This window comes from Paenibacillus thiaminolyticus, assembly GCF_007066085.1.
GTDB classification, from domain to species: Bacteria; Bacillota; Bacilli; order Paenibacillales; family Paenibacillaceae; genus Paenibacillus_B; species Paenibacillus_B thiaminolyticus.
The window spans coordinates 4,211,399-4,230,597 of record NZ_CP041405.1; the positions used below are offsets into that span (position 1 = coordinate 4,211,399).

General features: G+C 51.3%; 18 protein-coding genes. 17 read left to right on the plus strand and 1 reads right to left on the minus strand.

Going from position 1 to position 19,199, the window contains the following annotated elements; genetic code table 11:
* Positions 1 to 143: 143 nt before the first annotated feature.
* From FLT43_RS18810 to FLT43_RS18860, 11 genes are all read left to right on the plus strand, one after another.
* Positions 144 to 884, plus strand: coding sequence for a YveK family protein (locus FLT43_RS18810; protein ID WP_115057749.1), 741 nt, complete (start codon positions 144 to 146; stop codon positions 882 to 884).
* Complete coding sequence (locus FLT43_RS18815) at positions 874 to 1,527, plus strand: CpsD/CapB family tyrosine-protein kinase (RefSeq protein ID WP_164776290.1); 654 nt, start codon at positions 874 to 876, stop codon at positions 1,525 to 1,527. Before FLT43_RS18810 ends, FLT43_RS18815 begins: the two co-directional genes overlap by 11 nt.
* A 97-nt stretch (positions 1,528 to 1,624) precedes the next feature.
* Entirely contained in the window at positions 1,625 to 3,457 is a 1,833-nt protein-coding gene (locus FLT43_RS18820; protein WP_087444126.1) for a polysaccharide biosynthesis protein, read from the plus strand.
* Positions 3,458 to 3,477: 20 nt separating this feature from the next.
* Positions 3,478 to 4,365, plus strand: a complete 888-nt coding sequence (gene galU, locus FLT43_RS18825) for a UTP--glucose-1-phosphate uridylyltransferase GalU (protein WP_087444125.1) — start codon at positions 3,478 to 3,480, stop codon at positions 4,363 to 4,365.
* Entirely contained in the window at positions 4,355 to 5,515 is a 1,161-nt protein-coding gene (locus FLT43_RS18830; protein ID WP_087444124.1) for a glycosyltransferase family 4 protein, read from the plus strand. Before galU ends, FLT43_RS18830 begins: the two co-directional genes overlap by 11 nt.
* The gene (locus FLT43_RS18835) at positions 5,500 to 6,609 is read left to right on the plus strand and encodes a glycosyltransferase family 1 protein (protein WP_087444123.1); all 1,110 of its coding nucleotides are present in this window, start codon (positions 5,500 to 5,502) and stop codon (positions 6,607 to 6,609) included. Before FLT43_RS18830 ends, FLT43_RS18835 begins: the two co-directional genes overlap by 16 nt.
* A 1-nt stretch (position 6,610) precedes the next feature.
* On the plus strand, positions 6,611 to 7,486 hold the full coding sequence (locus tag FLT43_RS18840; RefSeq protein WP_087444122.1) for a glycosyltransferase family 2 protein: 876 nt from the start codon (positions 6,611 to 6,613) through the stop codon (positions 7,484 to 7,486).
* A 30-nt stretch (positions 7,487 to 7,516) separates the two neighbouring features.
* On the plus strand, positions 7,517 to 8,590 hold the full coding sequence (locus FLT43_RS18845; protein WP_087444121.1) for an EpsG family protein: 1,074 nt from the start codon (positions 7,517 to 7,519) through the stop codon (positions 8,588 to 8,590).
* Between the two features lie 13 nt (positions 8,591 to 8,603).
* Positions 8,604 to 9,359, plus strand: a complete 756-nt coding sequence (locus FLT43_RS18850) for a glycosyltransferase family 32 protein (protein ID WP_087444120.1) — start codon at positions 8,604 to 8,606, stop codon at positions 9,357 to 9,359.
* The gene (locus FLT43_RS18855) at positions 9,356 to 9,964 is read left to right on the plus strand and encodes a sugar transferase (RefSeq protein WP_087444119.1); all 609 of its coding nucleotides are present in this window, start codon (positions 9,356 to 9,358) and stop codon (positions 9,962 to 9,964) included. Before FLT43_RS18850 ends, FLT43_RS18855 begins: the two co-directional genes overlap by 4 nt.
* 12 nt (positions 9,965 to 9,976) lie before the next feature.
* Entirely contained in the window at positions 9,977 to 11,152 is a 1,176-nt protein-coding gene (locus FLT43_RS18860; RefSeq protein ID WP_087444118.1) for an aminotransferase class I/II-fold pyridoxal phosphate-dependent enzyme, read from the plus strand.
* Here FLT43_RS18860 and FLT43_RS18865 read toward each other — a convergent pair.
* The gene (locus tag FLT43_RS18865; RefSeq protein ID WP_087444117.1) at positions 11,143 to 11,799 is read right to left on the minus strand and encodes an acetyltransferase; all 657 of its coding nucleotides are present in this window, start codon (positions 11,797 to 11,799) and stop codon (positions 11,143 to 11,145) included. The genes FLT43_RS18860 and FLT43_RS18865 overlap by 10 nt on opposite strands.
* 130 nt (positions 11,800 to 11,929) lie before the next feature.
* Here FLT43_RS18865 and FLT43_RS18870 point away from each other — a divergent pair, with 130 nt between their 5' ends.
* From FLT43_RS18870 to galE, 6 genes are read left to right on the plus strand one after another with little or no spacing between them, the layout of a single operon-like run.
* Positions 11,930 to 13,114: a nucleotidyltransferase domain-containing protein gene (locus tag FLT43_RS18870; protein ID WP_087444116.1), complete on the plus strand. Its 1,185-nt coding sequence runs from the start codon at positions 11,930 to 11,932 to the stop codon at positions 13,112 to 13,114.
* Positions 13,111 to 14,313: a glycosyltransferase gene (locus tag FLT43_RS18875; RefSeq protein ID WP_087444115.1), complete on the plus strand. Its 1,203-nt coding sequence runs from the start codon at positions 13,111 to 13,113 to the stop codon at positions 14,311 to 14,313. The genes FLT43_RS18870 and FLT43_RS18875 overlap by 4 nt, the downstream gene beginning before the upstream one ends.
* Positions 14,314 to 14,324: 11 nt before the next feature.
* Complete coding sequence (locus tag FLT43_RS18880) at positions 14,325 to 15,296, plus strand: polysaccharide pyruvyl transferase family protein (RefSeq protein WP_087444114.1); 972 nt, start codon at positions 14,325 to 14,327, stop codon at positions 15,294 to 15,296.
* 24 nt (positions 15,297 to 15,320) lie between these two features.
* Positions 15,321 to 16,586: a peptidase gene (locus FLT43_RS18885; RefSeq protein ID WP_087444113.1), complete on the plus strand. Its 1,266-nt coding sequence runs from the start codon at positions 15,321 to 15,323 to the stop codon at positions 16,584 to 16,586.
* Between the two features lie 16 nt (positions 16,587 to 16,602).
* The gene (locus FLT43_RS18890) at positions 16,603 to 18,165 is read left to right on the plus strand and encodes a lipopolysaccharide biosynthesis protein (protein WP_115057748.1); all 1,563 of its coding nucleotides are present in this window, start codon (positions 16,603 to 16,605) and stop codon (positions 18,163 to 18,165) included.
* The gene (gene galE, locus FLT43_RS18895) at positions 18,165 to 19,193 is read left to right on the plus strand and encodes a UDP-glucose 4-epimerase GalE (protein ID WP_087444112.1); all 1,029 of its coding nucleotides are present in this window, start codon (positions 18,165 to 18,167) and stop codon (positions 19,191 to 19,193) included. Before FLT43_RS18890 ends, galE begins: the two co-directional genes overlap by 1 nt.
* Positions 19,194 to 19,199: the final 6 nt, after the last annotated feature.

Consider the following 19,199-nt stretch of genomic DNA (forward strand, 5'->3'; position numbering starts at 1 on the left):
CATAAGGATCGGATTTTGTCACGCTCACGGAATTGTCACAATCAAGGAATTGTTTATTATTGACACGTTCTCTATTAAGAACTAAACTAGGTAATATCGTTCTTAATAAAGTTAAATCCGTGATTAGGCAGGTGAACTTCGTGATGAACGATGAATCATTCACATCCGACGGCAAGATGGCGGTCAGAGAAATTAACTTGAAGGAAACATACGGTGTCCTTCAACGGCGTTGGTGGATCATTCTCGTATCTATCATCATTTGTGGCGTGTTGGGCGGTCTTTATGTTTCCAGGCCGAAGCCGGACGTGTATGCATCTTCAGCACGTATTATCCTGTCTTCCAGTGAAATAAACATGAGAGGGACTATGCTGGTCATGATCCGCGAACCGATCGTGATGGAGCGCGTGATCAAGGAATTGGGGTTGAGGCAGTCGCCCGAAAGTTTGCGAAAACAGATCTCCGTAACCAGCGTCGATAACTCATTCGTTACTTTGGTGACGGCTTTCCATGAACATCCCGGGCTGGCGGCTCACATCTCGAATGCGGTTGTCGAGGCTTTTAAGCAGGTGGCAGCCGAACGTTTAAAGTTTCATGGCGTAATCCTGCTAAGCGGAGCCAAAGAGGATCCCAACCCCGTTCCCGTGAATAAGCCGAGCTATGCAGGGCTGTATATTGCCCTGCTTGCAGGGGCCATTGCAGGCGTGGGCCTTATCTATGTGATGGATTCGCTGGACGGCTCCATACGTTCGGCGCGCGAATTGGAGAGATTGCTGGGATTGCCGGTACTGGGGCAAATGGACTGTGTGCGCAAAAGGGAGATCCTTCGCACGATGAAGAGCGAGACCATAGGTCATGGGGGAAGTGGTGAATCCCTTGGCACATGAGCAGAATCGTTCCAACCCTATACTCGTGGATTACAGCACGATAACTTATCATCATGCCTCTTCAGCCCAAGCGGACCAATTTCGCGTTCTGCGCAACAATATTCTGTTTGCGGTTACGGACGCCCCGTGTGCTTCGTTGGCGGTTACCTCGCCCCGGCCGGGAAACGGGACGACGACGGTGGCCGTCAATCTCTCCATTGCTTTCGCCCAGCGCGGCGATCGGGTGTTGTTGATTGATGCCAATGTTCGGCGTCCGGCCATCCACCGGATTCTGAACGTGAAGGCTGGCCCGGGGCTGGCAGAGGCTGTGGGACAGCGAGCGGTTATTGAGGAAGTAATCCAAGAGACTCCGATTGAGAACCTGTGTGTGATATCCAGTGGCTCATCGGTTACGGAGCTGCTGGATTTATGCGATTCATCGTTCATGGACCGGCTTGAGCTGACACAGGATTTTGATATCGTTCTGGTGGATTGCCCGTCCGTGCTGTCGGCCAGTGAAGCCAGTGTGCTGGCCAGCGGATGCAGGGCGACCTTGCTCGTGATTGAGAACGGCAGGACGTCTGCCGAGGATGCGCTTGAGGCCAAGAGGCTGCTGGAGTTCGGGCATGTCCGAATTGCGGGCACGTTTTTCAATAAAAAGTGATCAGATACATGGTAAGTGCGGGTTCTGCATATCGTTTTGTTCGTTATTACGAACGAATTGGCCACACAAGAACAATGGGGAAGGGGGAGTGAGCGTATTGACTTACAAGCAAAGGCTTTCGCTGCTCGCCATGCTGGATTCGCTTATCGTCCTGTTATCGATTTACATCAGTTATTTTCTCGTGTCCGCGAACGTCATGGTATTCGCGGACCCGTTGATCGTAACTTCTTCCGTCGCGCTGCTGCTTGGATATCATCTGTTTGCTTTTGTGTACACCTTGTATAAGAAGGCGTGGGAATACGCCAGCATAGGTGAATTGATCGGCATCGTCAAAGCGGTCACGCTGTCTATTGTCACGGGTGTGGCGGTTCAATACATAGCTGTTCAGGAATTTCATGTACGGTTAATGGCTGTGACCTGGATGATCATGATGATCCTGATTGGGGGTTCGCGGTTTTGCTGGCGCTTAATGCGCAATGTTACCCCCAAGCAGGAGCAGCGAAGCCTGTACAAACGCACCTTGATCGTGGGCGCCGGCTCGGCGGGAACCATGGTGGCAAGGCAATTGCTTCATTCCCCGGATCAGGATATGAGGCCGGTGGCTTTTGTAGACGATAATCGGCACAAACATGGCTTGGACGTGTTGGGGGTTCCCGTCGTCGGCGGCACGCGTGCCATCGAACAGATTGCCAGGGACTATCAGATTGAACTTATTGTCATCGCCATCCCCTCTCTCGACAAACCCGGGCTGAAGGCTATTTTCGATGAGTGTGCGAAAACCAAGGCCAAAACCCAAATTATTCCCATGATTGAGGATATCGCCAGCGGCAAGGTGTCCGTCAGCCAGTTCAGGGATGTGCAGGTGGAAGATCTGTTGGGAAGGGAACCTGTGGAGCTTGATCTGGCAAGCATCAGCGATTGTGCAACAGGCAAAGTAATCCTGGTGACGGGAGCCGGCGGCTCTGTCGGCTCGGAAATATGCAGGCAAATATCGAATTTCAATCCTCGCAAGCTGATCCTTCTCGGGCACGGGGAGAACAGCATTTATTCCATTGAGATGGAACTCCAAAACCTTTTCAAGGATAAAAGCATTCAATTCTATACGGAGATTGCGGATTTGCAGGACGAGAGCAAAATTGTCCGCGTATTGAACAAGCACAGACCGGATGTCGTCTATCATGCCGCAGCCCATAAGCATGTTCCGCTGATGCAGCGGCACCCGGAGGAAGCGGTGAAAAACAATGTTATCGGCACTTTGAATGCGGCCAAGGCCTCCAGTCAGGCAGGCGTTTCGACGTTTGTTATGATCTCTACCGACAAAGCCGTCAATCCGACTAACGTCATGGGCGCAACGAAGCGGATCGCGGAGATGATCATTCAATACATGGACGAAATAAGCCCCACCACATTTGTAGCTGTGCGCTTCGGAAATGTTCTGGGAAGCCGGGGGAGCGTCATTCCGCTGTTCAAAAAGCAAGTCGAACGCGGGGGACCGGTCACGGTCACCCATCCGGATATGGTGCGTTATTTTATGACGATTCCGGAAGCCTCGCGTCTCGTTATTCAGGCCGGGGCTTTGGCCCGGGGCGGCGAGATTTTCGTGCTGGACATGGGCGATCCGGTGAAAATCGTGGATTTGGCCAAAAATGTGATTCGCCTGTCGGGATATTCCGTTGAGGAAATCGGAATCGAATTTACGGGGATCCGCCCGGGCGAGAAGCTGTATGAGGAGCTTTTGACAGAAGGCGAAATACATGAGCAGCGGGCATATCCCAAAATTTATATCGGGAAGTCTTCGCAGGTCAACTTCAAGGAAATCGAGTATCTGTTGCAAGTATACGACAAGCTGCCTGCTGATGAATTGAAACAGATGCTCCTTGATCTGGCCAACAAAAAAGTGAAGCCGAGGGAGCTAGTAAAGACGAGTTAGACCGGGAGGTGAGCATGGTAATGAGCAAGGTGAAAAAAGCTATCATACCGGCGGCCGGACTTGGTACGCGTTTTCTGCCGGCTACGAAGGCAATGCCTAAGGAAATGCTTCCTGTCGTGGATAAACCAACGATTCAATATATCGTAGAGGAGGCCGTCGAATCCGGAATCGAGGATATTATTATCGTGACGGGCAAAGGGAAGCGCGCCATTGAAGATCACTTTGATAATTTCCTGGAGCTGGAGCAGGTGCTGTTCCAAAAACAAAAGCTGGATTTATTGAGCGAAGTACAGAAGCCGGCTCAGATGGTGGACATTCACTACATCCGGCAGAAAGAACCGAAAGGACTTGGGCATGCGATATGGTGCGCGCGCAAGTTCATAGGTAATGAGCCGTTCGCTGTCCTGCTTGGTGACGATATCATTACCGCGGAGAAGCCTTGCCTCCAACAGATGATGGAAAAGTACGACAGGTATCATTCATCGATTATCGGAGTCCAGCGCGTAAGAGATGAAGAGGTGTCACGCTATGGAATCGTGGACGGCATCAAAGTGGAGGAAGCGCTGTATCAAGTGAAGCATCTGGTGGAAAAGCCGCAGCAAGGCACGACGCTGTCCAATCTGGCCATTATGGGAAGATACATACTGACACCGGAGATTTTCCGTATTTTGGCCCGGCAGGCCCCCGGCGCCGGCGGCGAGATTCAGTTGACGGACGCATTAGACACCCTGAATCAGGCGGAAGCGGTGTATGCTTACCAATTTGCCGGAACCCGCTATGACGTGGGCGAGAAAATGGGATTTATTCAGACAACGATTGAATTTGCCTTACAACGCGACGATCTCCGCGGTGATCTGCTGAACTATATGTCCCATGTCCTGGCGAGGGAGACCGTGAATGTCGAATAAAATACTGTTCTGTGCCACGGTCGATTATCATATAAGCTCGTTCCATATGCCCGTGCTTCATTGGTTCAAACAACGGGGATGGGAGATTCATATCGCGGCGAAAGGCGAACTGGAGCTTCCGGCTGCAGACCGGAAGTTCGACATCCCCTTTGAACGTTCTCCCTTTCGCTGGCGGAATCTTGAAGCCTACCGGCAGGTAAAGCGGCTGATCGAGCATCATGGTTATCAGATTGTGCATTGCCATACCCCGGTGGGCGGTGTTCTGGCGCGTCTGGCCTCAAGACGTGCCCGGAGACAGGGGGCGCAGGTCATTTATACGGCGCACGGGTTTCATTTCTGCAGAGGTGCGCCGCTAATCAATTGGATGCTTTATTACCCGGTGGAGAAGCTCTTGGCCCGTTCGACCGATTGTCTCATTACGATCAATCAGGAGGACTACCGGTTGGCCGTTCGCCGGCGCTTCAAGGCGGGGCGTATTGAGCATGTGCATGGGGTTGGCGTGAGCGGCGAACGTTTTTATCCGGCACTTCCGGAAGACAAGGCAAGCCTGAGAGAGCGGATGTCATTCGATCGGAATGATATTTTATTATTTTATGCGGCCGAGTTCAACCGCAACAAGAATCATCAGCTGCTTATCCATGCCTTGGCCCGAATACGGGAGCGGGCCCCGCAAGTAAGACTGCTCTTGGCGGGAGAGGGCGCGTTGCTGGAAGCCTGCAAAAGTGTATCCGTGAAATTGGGCGTGGATCGGCATGTTCACTTTCTCGGGTATCGGAACGATATTCCCAATCTGCTGCATATGAGTGACATTGCCGTCTCCGGCAGCTTGAGGGAAGGACTGCCGGTTCAGATGATGGAGGCGATGGCCTGCGGGCTTCCGGTCATCGCCACCCGGAACCGAGGGCATCTGGAGCTGGTATGCGACGGACGGAACGGTTATATTGTTCCTCCTCAGGCTGCTGAGCAATTGGCGGAACGCATCGCAACCCTTGCGGCTTCCGCTGACCTGCGGGAGAACATGGGGAGGGAAAGTCTTCAGATGTTCCGGAAGTATGAGCAGAAGGCGGTTCTCCATGAGCTGGGGCTGATCTATGAATCCCATATGCACAACTTGACGGAAGGGGAGGAAAAAGCATGTCAGGTCCTGTAAGAGTGCTCCATGCGGTCGTCAATATGAACCGGGGCGGGGCGGAGACCCTGATCATGAATTTGTACCGCAACCTGGATCGAAGCAAGATTCAGTTCGATTTCCTCACCTGCAAGCCGGGGGTATACGACCGTCAAATTGAACGGATGGGCGGCAAGATATACCGGATTCCGTATATTTCAGGCGTTGGCGTCATAGGGTATTGGCAGGCATTGAGCAGCTTCTTCAAGGATCATGCCGGCTACAGACTCATTCACGCTCATATGGACAAGATGAGCGGTTGGGTTCTGAAGGCGGCGCGTCAGGCAGGCATTCCCTGCCGCATTGCGCACAGCCATAATACGAGGAGCGAAGGAGGCTTGGCCGCCAAGGCATTCAAATGGTACGCGGGCCAAAGCATATCTTCATCGGCAACTCATCTCTTGGCCTGTTCGCAAGCCGCTGCCTGTTGGCTCTTCAAGCACAGTTCAGACACGGCAGGCATCGTGAAGAATGGAATAGAACAAGAGCGTTTTTGCTTCCGTTCCGAAGTAAGGGATGCCGTGAGAAAGGAGTTGGGGATTGGCGAGAGCGCCTTTGTTCTGGGGCATGTCGGTCGCTTCCAGCATCAGAAGAATCATGCGTATCTGATTGATGTGTATGCCAAGGCGAGGCCCATGCTGAACGACTCCGTGCTTCTTCTGGCAGGTGATGGTCCGCTGCGCGATGAATTGCAGCGCCAGACGGAACGTTTGAAGCTGGAGAACAGCGTGCGTTTTCTGGGCGTGCGAAGCGATATCGACAGATTGCTTCAGGCATTGGATCTGTTTGTTTTTCCCTCGCGCCATGAGGGCCTGCCGTTGACGTTGGTCGAAGCTCAAGGGGCAGGACTTCCCTGCATTATTTCGGATAACGTCACGCGGGAAGTTGATCTGGGGCTGGGGCTAATTCAGTCTCTATCCTTAAAAGATCAGCAGGCTTGGGTGGAACGGGTGTTTGAAGCTGCCCGCGCCGGCGCCGGCAGGGAGATTCCAGCGGATGCCCTGCGGATGCAAGGGTATGATATCCGCGACACCGCACGCTGGCTTGAGAATTATTATTTATCGATGGTGAGGTAGAATGCGAACATTAACGGTATTTACCCCGGCATATAACCGTGCTTATTGCTTGACGCGCTTGTATGACAGCCTCGTCAGACAGAACAGCGGCGATTTTGAGTGGCTTGTGATTGATGACGGATCTACCGATGAGACACCGGAACTGGTCCGGGCCTGGATTGCGGACAACCGGATTCCTATACGTTATGTCCGTCAGGAGAATCAAGGCATGCATGGAGCGCATAACACGGCTTATGACCAGATTGAGACCGAGCTGAATGTGTGTATCGACTCCGATGATTATATGCCTGACGGCGCGGTGGAGAAAATTATAGATTTCTGGCGCAGATACGGCAGTGATCAGGTAGCCGGCATCGTTGGCCTGGATTGCGCACTGGACGGAACCGTGATTGGGACGCGGCTTCCGGAAGACAAGGCAAGATCCACGCTGTTCGATCTGTACAACAAGCACGGCGTTACGGGCGATAAAAAGCTGGTGTACCGCACGAAGCTTACGAAAATGTACCGCTATCCCCTGTTTGAAGGAGAAAAGTATGTTGGATTGGCCTATAAGTATTACATGATTGACCGCGAGTATGAGCTGCTGCTGATGAATGAAGTCTTGTGCTATGTAGAGTACATGCCGGATGGGGCTTCCCGGAATATGCTGCGCCATTATCGCAATAATCCGAGGGGATTCGCCTTCTATCGCGTTCAGCTTATGAAGCTCCCTTTCGCGGGACTTTTCTTCAAATTCAGACAAGCGGTGCATCATGTCTCAAGCTGCTGCCTGGCCCGCAGTCCGGCCATGCTCCTGGAGTCGCCCGCAAAGCTGCTTACCTTGTTGGCGCTGCTGCCCGGATTTGCGCTTTATGTATTTATCGTAGCAAAGACGTAGCGTGTGATTGGATGGGAGAGGAACCCTGCGATGACGATCATATGGCTTACGCTTCTGATGGTTTTCATTTTTTCATATACAGCCAGGTATTTTGCGGTATCCCTTCCCCATAGCCCAATACCTATCCGGCCGAACCGGCTGCTCGTTGCCGCGGTATGCTTCGTCATCGTCATGGTTGCGGGGCTGAGGAAGAATATCGGTGATACGTTTTTCTACATGCATGCTTATGCGCTCAAAAATTTCACATGGGCGACGATCGCAACAGAGAAGGATGTTGGCTTCAATCTGTTCCAAATGCTTCTGAAACAAATTTCAGAAGACCCGCAAATCCTCATATTTGTGACGGCGCTGATAACGAATGTATTGATTGTGGTTATGATGCACCGCTATGCGAGATTGTTTGAACTGGCGATGTACGTATACATCACGTCCGGCGCATTCATTGTCTCCATGAACGGCATCCGGCAATATATGGCGGCCGCTTTACTCTTTGCCGCGACAGCTTACTTGCTGAACGGCAGTTGGAAGAAATACATGGTTGTAGTGGCGCTGGCCTCTGTTTTCCATATGAGTGCGCTTATCCTTATTCCTTTATATTTTATCGTCCGCAGGGAAGCTTGGACCGGCATGACTTTTGGCTTGCTGGCTGCCGGTGTTCTCATCGTCGGTCTTTTCAACCAATTTTCCGATTTGCTATTCTCGGCACTCAGCGAGACGCAGTATGGGGAATATAAAGAGTTCAAGGAAGGAGGGGCTAACATCATTCGGGTCGGCTTCTATATGATGCCGCTGCTGGTTGCCTATTGGGGAAGGGATAAGCTCCGAATGTTGTTTGCTGACATTGATATTATCGTCAATTTGTCGTTGATCGGGTCATTTTTTATGCTGATTTCTACGCAAAACTGGATTTTCGCCAGACTGGCCATTTATTTTAACTTGTATCAGATTGTTCTGACAACATGGATCGTCATGGCTTTCCGCAAGAAGGATCAGAAGCTGATTTATTTGTGCATTCTGGTTATTTACGGCATCTACTTTACTTATGAAAATATGTTTGTTCTCGGCATTAAATATCGCAGTGATTTCTTAATCTGGTTTCAATAAGGGGGCAAAGGGCTTGGACGGAGCGGAGAAAATTCCCCGGGTTGTGCATTACTGCTGGTTCGGGCGCGGCGAAAAACCGAAGCTGATCAAAAAGTGTATTCAAAGCTGGCAGAAGCATCTCCCGGATTACGAGCTGGTCGAATGGAATGAAGATAATTTTGACGTCAAAGCCAATCTTTATGCAAGGGAAGCCTATGAGGCGCGTAAATTTGCGTTCGTTAGCGATTATGTCAGACTCCATGCCTTGTATCATGAAGGCGGGGTGTACATGGATACGGATGTGGAAGTGATCAAGCCGCTGCATCGCTTCCTGGTGCATGAAGCCTTCTCGGGATTTGAGGACCATCAATATTTGCAGTCAGGAACGATGGGGGCCGTTAAGCGTCATCCCTGGATCGAAGAGCTGCTTCAATATTATGCCGACAGGCCTTTTCTGCTTCAGGGCGGGGATGTGTTCGATCTGACGACGAATACGGCCATAATGAGCCGGATCAGCCAGAAGCATGGATTGAAGCTTAACGGAGAGCACCAGACACTCCCGAGCGGGGTTGTCTTTTATCCCAGATGGTTCTTCAGTCCTTACGATTATATCAATGGAGGCAATTATATCAACGACGATAGTTACACGATCCACCATTTTGCCCAATCGTGGCTTCCTGCCCATGTCCGCGTAAAGAGCTACATCAAGCGCAAAGCAAGCCGCTTGATCGGTGCGGAGAACATTGCAAGGCTTAGAAGGATATTATCGCAAAAAGGTGCGCAGTCATGAAACGCATATTTGATTTTGTTATTGCGATTGTGCTGCTGATGTTATTGCTGCCGCTGCTGGCCGTCATTGCGTTCTTGGTACGAATGCGAATCGGTTCACCCGTTATGTTCCGCCAGATTCGGCCGGGGAAACATGGGGTCCCGTTTTATTTGTTGAAGTTCAGAACGATGACGGACAAGACGGACAGCTCGGGCCAGCCGCTTCCGGATCATGACAGGTTGGTTCCGTTCGGCCAGTTCCTCCGGAAATATAGTCTTGACGAGCTTCCCCAGATATGGAATGTAGCCAAAGGGGATATTAGCCTGGTGGGGCCAAGACCCCTTCTTATGGAATATCTGCCGCTATATACCGAAGAGCAGGCCAAGAGACATTGCGTGAAGCCGGGCATCACGGGCTGGGCCCAAGTGAACGGACGCAATGCGATCTCCTGGGAGGAGAAGTTCAAGTACGATGTCTGGTATGTTGAACACCAAAGTTTCTGGCTGGATTTGAAAATTTTATGGATGACGTTCTTCCACGTATTGAAGCCCGGAAACATTCAACATAGCAACCATGTTACGATGCCGGTATTTAAGGGTACCGTGAACTATGAACAGGAAAGGTAGAGGAGTCGGCAGATGACAGCGAACCGGAGAATATGGCTATCGCCCCCACATACGAGTGGAAGGGAACAAGACTTGATTAACGAAGCCTTCACTACGAATTGGATTGCTCCGCTCGGGCCCCATGTCGATGCGTTCGAGGCGGAAATCGCGGCTTATGCCCAAGTGAAGGGCGCGGCTGCTGTCAGTTCGGGCACCGCAGCGATTCATTTGGCTTTGACCTTGCTTGGCGCAGGGAAGGGCGACCTTGTATTTTGTTCCAGTCTGACGTTTGTAGCCAGTGCGAATCCAATATCATATACAGGCGCGAAGCCGGTGTTTATTGATTCGGAACCGGATACCTGGAACATGTCTCCCTCGGCCCTGGAGAGGGCGCTGGGCGAAGCGGCGCGGGCCGGAAGCCTCCCCAAAGCGGTCATCGTCGTTCATTTATATGGCCAGAGCGCCAAGATGAATGAAATTATGGAGGCGTGCGAGCGTTATGAGGTTCCGGTTATTGAGGATGCGGCAGAATCGCTCGGTTCTCTCTATTATGGCAAAGCCAGCGGGTCTATGGGACGCTTTGGCATTTATTCATTCAACGGAAATAAAATCATTACTACCTCAGGCGGCGGAATGCTTATCTCCAATCATCCGGACGAATTGCGCCGGGCGCGCTTTCTTGCCACGCAGGCAAGGGAACCGGCGCTGCATTACCAGCATCAAGTGACGGGCTTCAACTACCGAATGAGCAATGTGTTAGCGGGTATAGGGCGTGCGCAGCTTCAGGTGCTCAATGAACGGATTGAGGCGAGGCGGAGCATTTTTGAAAAGTACCGGAAGGCGCTGGGAGGAATAGACGGAATTCATTTCATGCCTGAACTGGAAAACACCCGATCGAACCGATGGTTAACCGCCTTAACTATGGATGACCGGATAACCGGCGTGGCTCCTGCCGAGTTGATCCATGCGCTTGAAGCCGTCAACATCGAGAGTCGCCCGGTATGGAAGCCGCTGCATCTGCAGCCGCTGTTCCACGATTGCCTGTTCTATGCTCATGGCGAAGGGAAGCCGGTATCAGAGCAGCTGTTCGAGACCGGGATCTGTCTGCCTTCCGGTTCGGGAATGAGCGAGGCGGACCAGCAAAGAGTCATTGACTGCGTCCAAGAGTTCTTGTCCCTTCGGTCCGCGAATGCCCAAGTCTACAGATAACGCTCCCCGGGCTGCCGGGTTCTCGCGATTGTGGCGGGTATGCCGTAAGCGATGGAGCAACCGGGAATATCATGAAGAACGGCGGCACCGGCACCGATGACGCAATGCTCGCCAATGATCACGCCGTGGATCACGCTTGCGCCGATAGAGATCATGCTGTAGTCGCCAATCCGGACTTGTCCACCGGTCGCGGCATTGGGGGCGAGCGTCGCGTAATGTCCGAGCCGCGAGTCATGATCGAGCGAGGATCGGGTGTACATCACGCAATGGTCTCCGACGATGGCATCGCTGCCGATTACGGCGCCGGCCATGATAACGGAACCTTCGCCGATTCGGGCTCCTCTCGCGACAGAAGAGTGCGGGTGTACGGCCCGAATGAAGCGAAAGTCAGGCATGACCTGTCTTATGCTTTGCGTGATGCGGTAGCGGGTCCAGTTGTCTCCAATGGCCACGATTCCTCCCTGAATTTGTTGCCGATGCGCGGACAGGTAATCCAGATCTCCAACAATTTCGTATCCATAGCACTCGGTACCAGGCGGTTTATGGCTGTCGAGGATACCAAGGATTCGGTATTCCCCAGCCTTCTCAATCACGTCAATGACGGCTTTGGCATGCCCGCCGGCGCCAAAAACAATAATATCGATCATTAACTTAGGTCCCTCCTCTAGTTAAGGTGAATCGGGGAAGAATGGCAGTAGGATATTGTTCTTTAATAAGAACAATTATAGATTGTTTTGTTCGTTAAAGCGAGCGATATCTGACTGAAGGAGTAAGTTCATGGAGAAGTCCCTTATCTTGGACACAGACATGCTGACGAACGAAATGAAGTTGATTCTGGAGATTATTACAAGTGATCGTCCCGAGGATTTGCGCAAGGACAAAGCCGGGCTCTTCAAGGACTGCAAGTGGGATGCATTTTTACGCCTTGCGATGCATCACCGAGTCTATTCCGTGCTGTATATGCAGATGAAGGATATGGGCGATGATATGGTGCCTCCGGCGGTCATTCAACGTCTGTACCGCCAATATTGCGCCAATACGCTCCGAATGCTTCATCTGAGCAGCGAGATCGAACATATCGGCAAGGAATTGACCGGAAGAGGTCTGCGTTGTTTATTTTTGAAGGGACCTGTGCTTGGCCAGGATTTATATGGAAGTGTCTCGCTTCGCACCTGCTCGGATCTGGATCTCCTCGTTCCCTTGGCCGAATTAGTTCGGGCGGAAACGATACTTATCACGCTAGGGTACGAGAAAGATGACTACATTGAGTCCGTACTGGGGGACTGGAAATGGCGGCACCACCATCTGACCTTTTTTCACCCGGTCAAGGGCATCAAGGTTGAGCTTCATTGGCGGCTGAACCCGTTCCCGTCCAAGGAACCGAAATTTAACGAGTTGTGGCTCAGGAAGCGAAGAAGCACGCTGTTCGGCAGCCCGATCTATTATTTGGGAAGAGAGGATTTGTTCGTCTTTCTCGTGACCCACGGAGCCCGCCACGGCTGGTCGCGACTGCGCTGGCTGCTCGATATCAAGCAGCTTCTTAACCAACAGCCGGATCACGGCCAGATCATGAATAGATTGAGGCGTCGCCGGTGTGTGCGTGCCGGGGGACAATCTGTCGTCCTGGCATCGTCGCTGCTTCAAGCGCCGTTAGCGCCGGAACTGCAGCAGCTTGCAAGCAGGCGTAGATCGGTGCGGCTGGCCCAGGGCGCCATGTTCTATCTGTCGCAGATGGTTCATCTCCATAAGGAGCCGATACCTGAAGAAGTCGGAGCCTACCATAAGCGCCATCTGTTCGCGTTAATGCCGCTGCGGCATAAATGCTTGTTCATTCTAAGCTTCATGATGCCTTATCCCGAGGATGTCAAGGTCATTCGATTGCCGAGAATGCTTCATTATATCTATATTCCCTTAAGGCCCTTCTTGTGGGCGTGGAGGAAAAGCGTGGGTGTACAGAAATGAAAAGAGTACTGTTCGCATCCTTCGATATGGAGGTTGGAGGAGTTGAGAGAAGCCTGGCTGGTTTGCTGGAGCATTTTGATTATGAACGCTATCAGGCGGAGCTGATGCTGTATCGCCATCAAGGCGATTTTATGCCTTTGCTCCCCGAACAAGTCCGGTTGCTGGAGGAGCAACGAGCCTATGCCACCTTCCGCAAGTCCATCGGCGACATTATCAAGAGCCGGCAGCTGCTGATCGGCCTCGGAAGGCTGACCGCAAAAGTGCATGCCGATATGGCCGGGAAAGCGAGAGGGTGTGCAGAAACGGGATATCATCAGATGCAGCTGATGTGGAGATATACCCTTCCCTTCCTGCCCCGGAACAAACAGCTCTACGATGCGGCTGTAAGCTTCTTATGGCCCCATTACTACGTTGCCGAGAAAGTCGATGCCCGCACGAAAATAGCCTGGATTCATACGGATTATTCGACCGTGGCTACGAATGTGCACTCGGATTTGAAGCTGTGGAGCAAGTTCGATCATATCATCGCCGTATCTCCTTCATGCAGGGAAGCCTTCTTGGCAAAGTACGGAACCCTGAGAGACAAGGTGACGGTCATCGAAAACATTATCTCTCCGGACTACATCAAGATGATGTCCGAGGTGTCTGTTGATTCACCGATGGCAGCGGATCCGCGCTTCAAATTGGTCACCGTCGCCCGTTTGTCGCACGCCAAGGGAATCGACCAGGCTGTCATGGCCTTGAAGAAGCTGAGAGAGAAGGGGCTTGAGGACATTGCCTGGTATGTTGTGGGTTATGGCGGGGACGAGGAGATGATTCGCGGTCTCATTGCGAAGAATCGGCTGCAGGAGGATTTCATTTTGCTGGGCAAGCAGTACAATCCCTATCCTTTCATCAAGCAAGCCGATCTCTATGTACAGCCTTCCCGTTACGAGGGGAAAGCCGTGACCGTAACCGAAGCCCAGATTTTGAGCAAGCCTGTTCTGATTACCCGCTATCCTACGGCACAGAGTCAGGTTGCCGACGGCAAGGACGGATATATTACGGACTTATCGGTCGAGGGCTTAGCGGAAGGGATTGAGCATTTATATCGAGATCGGCAGCTAAGAGGCCGGCTCGCGGACATGTGCAGCAGGACTCAGTATGGCAATGCGGGCGAACTCAATAAACTATACGCATTGTTGGATGACAATGGATAGGAGGCGAGGCTATGGATAACATCCTGCTGCTCGACACCTCAGTCGGTTCCTTGAATAAAGGGGATGAAATCATCATGAAATGCGTGAGGCGCCAATTGTCTGGTATTACGAGCCAGGCCAATGTGTTTACCGTGCCCACACATCTTTCCCCCTTCGGCTGGTTCCAGGTGATGCGAGATTCATTACGTGTTCAATTCTATACAAGAGCCAAATACAAGTTTGTCGGCGGAACGAATCTATTGACCATGGACATGTTCACCCATTTCCCGCAATGGAATATTAATGTGTTTAATTATCGTCCGTTACAAGGCAGCATTCTCCTGGGGGTGGGGGCGGGCAAAGGAGAAAAAATAAAACGGTACACGAAAATGCTGTACCGCAAGGTGTTGTCCCATGAATATGTGCATAGCGTTCGAGATGAACGAACCTGGAGATTCGTCACGGATTTGGGGCTCAAGGCGTTAAATACGGGATGTCCGACGATGTGGGCGTTAACGCCCGAGCATTGCCAGGATATTCCCAAGGGGAAATCGGATGCCGTCGTGTTTACGTTGACAGATTACGCAAGAGCGCCCCGTCAAGATCAGCTACTGATCGATCTTCTGATTAGAAGCTACAGGAAAGTATATTTCTGGGTTCAGGGAGCCGATGATTATGCGTATTTTCATACGTTATCGAATACCGCAAGCATTCACGTCATTCCTCCTTCGCTGGAAGAATATGAAGCTGTGCTCAGCACGGATGTCGACTTTGTAGGCACGCGCCTGCACGCCGGAATTTATGCGATGCGTCACAAGAAACGTTCCATCATTATTGCGGTTGACGAACGGGCCAGAGGAATGAGTGAGACATACGCCCTGAATACCGTTGACCGTACGGATCTCGCCGGCCTTGAAGCCATGATCCATTCGGAATTCGCGACGAATGTCCGGATGAACCTGGAGGCCATCCAAGCGTGGTTGGATCAGTTCAAGCAGCGGTAATATCGGTCTTGAAGGAGGAAGCCCATGATACAACTGACGCGGGAACAAATCAAAGTAAATCATAACCGTGTGGACTATTTTTTTCAGGTGGACCCCAGGCTTCAAAAATACTTCAGAGCAAGCAATCATTTATTCATGAAATATAACTATGATATCTCGGGTCTTCCAGCAAGCATATTGTCGATTCCGTTTGCGGCGAACATGATGCCGCTCGCGTGGCTTACGGATGCGACGCTGTACGTCGACGAACTGGATCGTTCCTTCTATGACTGTCTTGCGGAACTGAAGCAGGCATATCAGGAGATGTTCCCCCATTTCCCGCTCAAGGGGCAAATCAAGGTCGGGCAGGTTTCTTCCTATCATTATCAACCGGAGCATGAAGCTGCCGTGCTATTTAGCGGGGGATTGGACGCATTGACGACCTATATCCGTCACCGGGATAAGAAGCCTTTGCTCATTACGGAGTACGGATGGCATGAAGGGGACTGTACAGACAGCGAGGTATGGACGGCAGACCGTGAGCATGCGGAAGCTTTTGCCCGCAAGGAAGGGCTCTCCAATATCCTGGTGGAGTCCAACTACGGCACCTTCGTCTATCCTCAGCGAATCGACCGGGATTTCCGGCGCCCGCTGGGGGACACCTGGTGGCATGGACTGCATCACGGTCTGGCGATTATATCGGCTGCGGTTCCTGCAGCCTGCTTGTTACAGGTGAAAACGGTTTACATTGCGAGCTCGCATACGATCGGCAACACGTATTCATGTGCTTCCGACCCATCGACGGACAATCTGATTCGTTACGGAGCGGGCGATGTGTTCCATGACGGATACGAGCTGTCCCGGCAGGATAAAGTCAAAGTGGTTGTGGATCACTATGCCGCTGCCAATGACAAGACCGCCGTCCGGGTATGCTATCGCAACACAGAAAACTGCTGCCAATGCGAGAAGTGCGTAAGAACGATCATGGGGATTGCGGCAGAGGGCCATGACCCGAATGACTACGGTTTTCCGGTGCCTGATGAGCTCTCCGGTTTTCTGAAGCGGTTTTTGAAGCGGGAGGTCAAGTTTTTCACGAATATCCAAATCGAACGGTTATGGAAGCCGATCCAGGAGCGCATGCGGGAGAACCCTGACAACGTGAAGGATCAGGATCTGCTGTCTTGGTTTCCGGAGTACGATTTTGTGGCCCAGCGAAGAAAAGAACGGTTCCGCTACCGTGTAACGCAATTTTTCCCAATCATTAGAAGGAAAGTGAGAACGGGTTTGCAGCAAATCCGTGAAACCAGGTAAAAGAGCAGGTACAGGGATGAGAATTCGAAATTCGCTTTATAACATTTTTTTTGGTCTGCTGGGGCAAGCCATTAGCACCATAATGGGTTTTGTCGTTAGAACGGTTTTTATATGGACACTTGGCGTTGAGTATCTGGGAGTGAGCGGCTTGTTTTCCGATGTGCTCATGCTCCTGTCTCTAGCCAATCTCGGTTTTGAGACGGCCATCATTTACAGCTTGTATCAACCTCTTGCCGATCGGGACGAGGCCAGGATAAAAGCTTTTATGCATTTATTTCGAAAAGCCTATCTGTTCATAGGTATGCTTGTGCTCGTGCTGGGGCTTTCCCTGATTCCTTTTCTTGATGTTTTCATTCAGGGGGAAACGACGGTTTCTCATATCGAAGTCATCTATGTGTTATTTCTGCTCAATTCCGTGTCTACCTACTTCTTCGCTTACAAACAGGCCATCATTGTGGCCGACCAGCAGCAGCATGTGATATCGCGAATCCATAGTGTGTATGTGATTGCCATGAACACGATCCAGATCATCGTGCTTCTCTGTTCGAAAAACTACATTCTATTCCTTGTGATCCAAATTGGAATGAGCGTTCTTAGAAACAAGTATATTTCCCGTGTGGCAGACCGAAAGTACGAATTCCTGAGGGAGCCGGTCAGCACTCCTTTGGACAAAGGAGAGAAGAAGACCTTTTTTCAGAACCTGCGCTCCCTGCTTATGTACAAAGTGAGCGGCGTTGTCATCAATGGGACGGATAATCTGATTATTGCCAACCTATTTGGCGTCATATGGGTCGGATTGTATTCCAATTATTATTTGATTCTGACAACCTTAACTACATTTGTGAGCTATTTCTTCTATTCTCTAACGGCCAGCGTGGGGAATTTGAACGCTACGGAGGATAAGGAGAAGAAGTTTTTCTTCTATCGTGTGTTACGCTTGGCCAATTTTTGGGTGTTCGGGCTTAGTGCCGTATGTTTGTGGAATTTGCTTGATCCCGTGATTATTTTATGGCTCGGAGGTTCTTTTGTCCTCGGCAAGGAGACCTTGCTTGCGATCCTGCTCAATTTTTATACGACGGGGATGCAAAATGCTTCGACCATGTTCCGGGATACGACGGGCATGTTCCGAAGGGGAAGGTACAGCCCGTTGATCGCAGCGGCAATGAACATCGGATTATCGATTACGCTTGCACGCTTCATCGGGATGCCGGGAGTATTCCTCGGAACAGTCATTAGCCGATTGCTAACCTATTTTTGGGTTGATCCTTATTTGCTTCATAAGCACGTATTCTTGCAACCGCTGCGCCCTTATTTTACCCGTTACGCACTGCATGCCGTGTTAGTTCTTCTGGCGGCATCCTTATGCGGCTGGCTTGCAGGATTACTCACGCTGCCGCTGTTATGGGATATCGCCGTCAGGGTCCTGCTGTGCCTGTCCGTAACGAACCTGATCTTCTATGTGTGCTTTCGCAAATCGAGCGAGTTTATCTACTTAACGAACATAGCCAAGGCGAATATGGGAAAGCTGCCGATCCTTACTAAATTCAATCCGGTCATACGGAGAGAGGAGACAAGGTAATGGCCATTTTGATCACGGGTGGCGCCGGTTATATCGGAAGCCATACTTGCGTAGAAATGCTGGAGGCGGGATATGATATCGTCGTTCTTGATAATTTCTCCAACAGCCATCCGGAAGCGATTCGTCGGATTTCGGATATTACGGGCAAAGGATTTGCTTTTTATGAAGCGGATCTTCTCGACGAGCAACGCTTGAATCGGATATTCGAGGGACATCGCATCGATGCCGTGATCCATTTTGCCGGCCTGAAAGCGGTTGGGGAGTCGGTTCAGGTGCCGCTTGAATACTACCATACGAATCTTACCAGCACGCTGGTTCTGTGCAGGGCGATGGCCAAGCATGGCGTGTACAGCCTGGTATTCAGCTCATCCGCCTCGGTGTATGGGGTACCGGAATGTGTTCCCATTTCGGAGGAAGCCAGCCTTGGGGCGGTGAGTCCCTATGGAAGAACCAAACAAATGATTGAGCAAGTACTGCAGGATCTGGCTTCTTCTGACCCGAGATGGGGAATTTCCATTCTCAGATATTTCAATCCCGTCGGTGCACATAAAAGCGGAAAGATCGGAGAGAGCCCTAATGGGACGCCTAACAATTTAATGCCGTTTATTACGCAAGTAGCTGTGGGGAGATTGCCGTCGCTTAAAGTATACGGCTCCGATTACCCTACAAAAGACGGTACGGGAATCCGAGATTATATTCATGTCGTGGATTTGGCGCAAGGCCATCTGAAAGCATTGGAGCATTTGGATCATATAAATGGGGTCGAATTTTACAATCTGGGTACAGGCCGGGGGTTTACGGTGCTGGAGATGATCCATTCCTTCGAGAAGGTGTCGGGGATTCAGATTCCCTATGAAATCGTGGGGCGAAGACCAGGGGATATCGGGATATGCTATGCTGATCCGACAAAGTCCCATATAAGCCTGGGGTGGTTCCCGAAATACGGCATTACCGACATGTGTGAAGATAGCTGGAATTGGCAGGTTCATAATCCGCAAGGTTATTGCGAGAGGATCACGGCCGGGTAATCATCG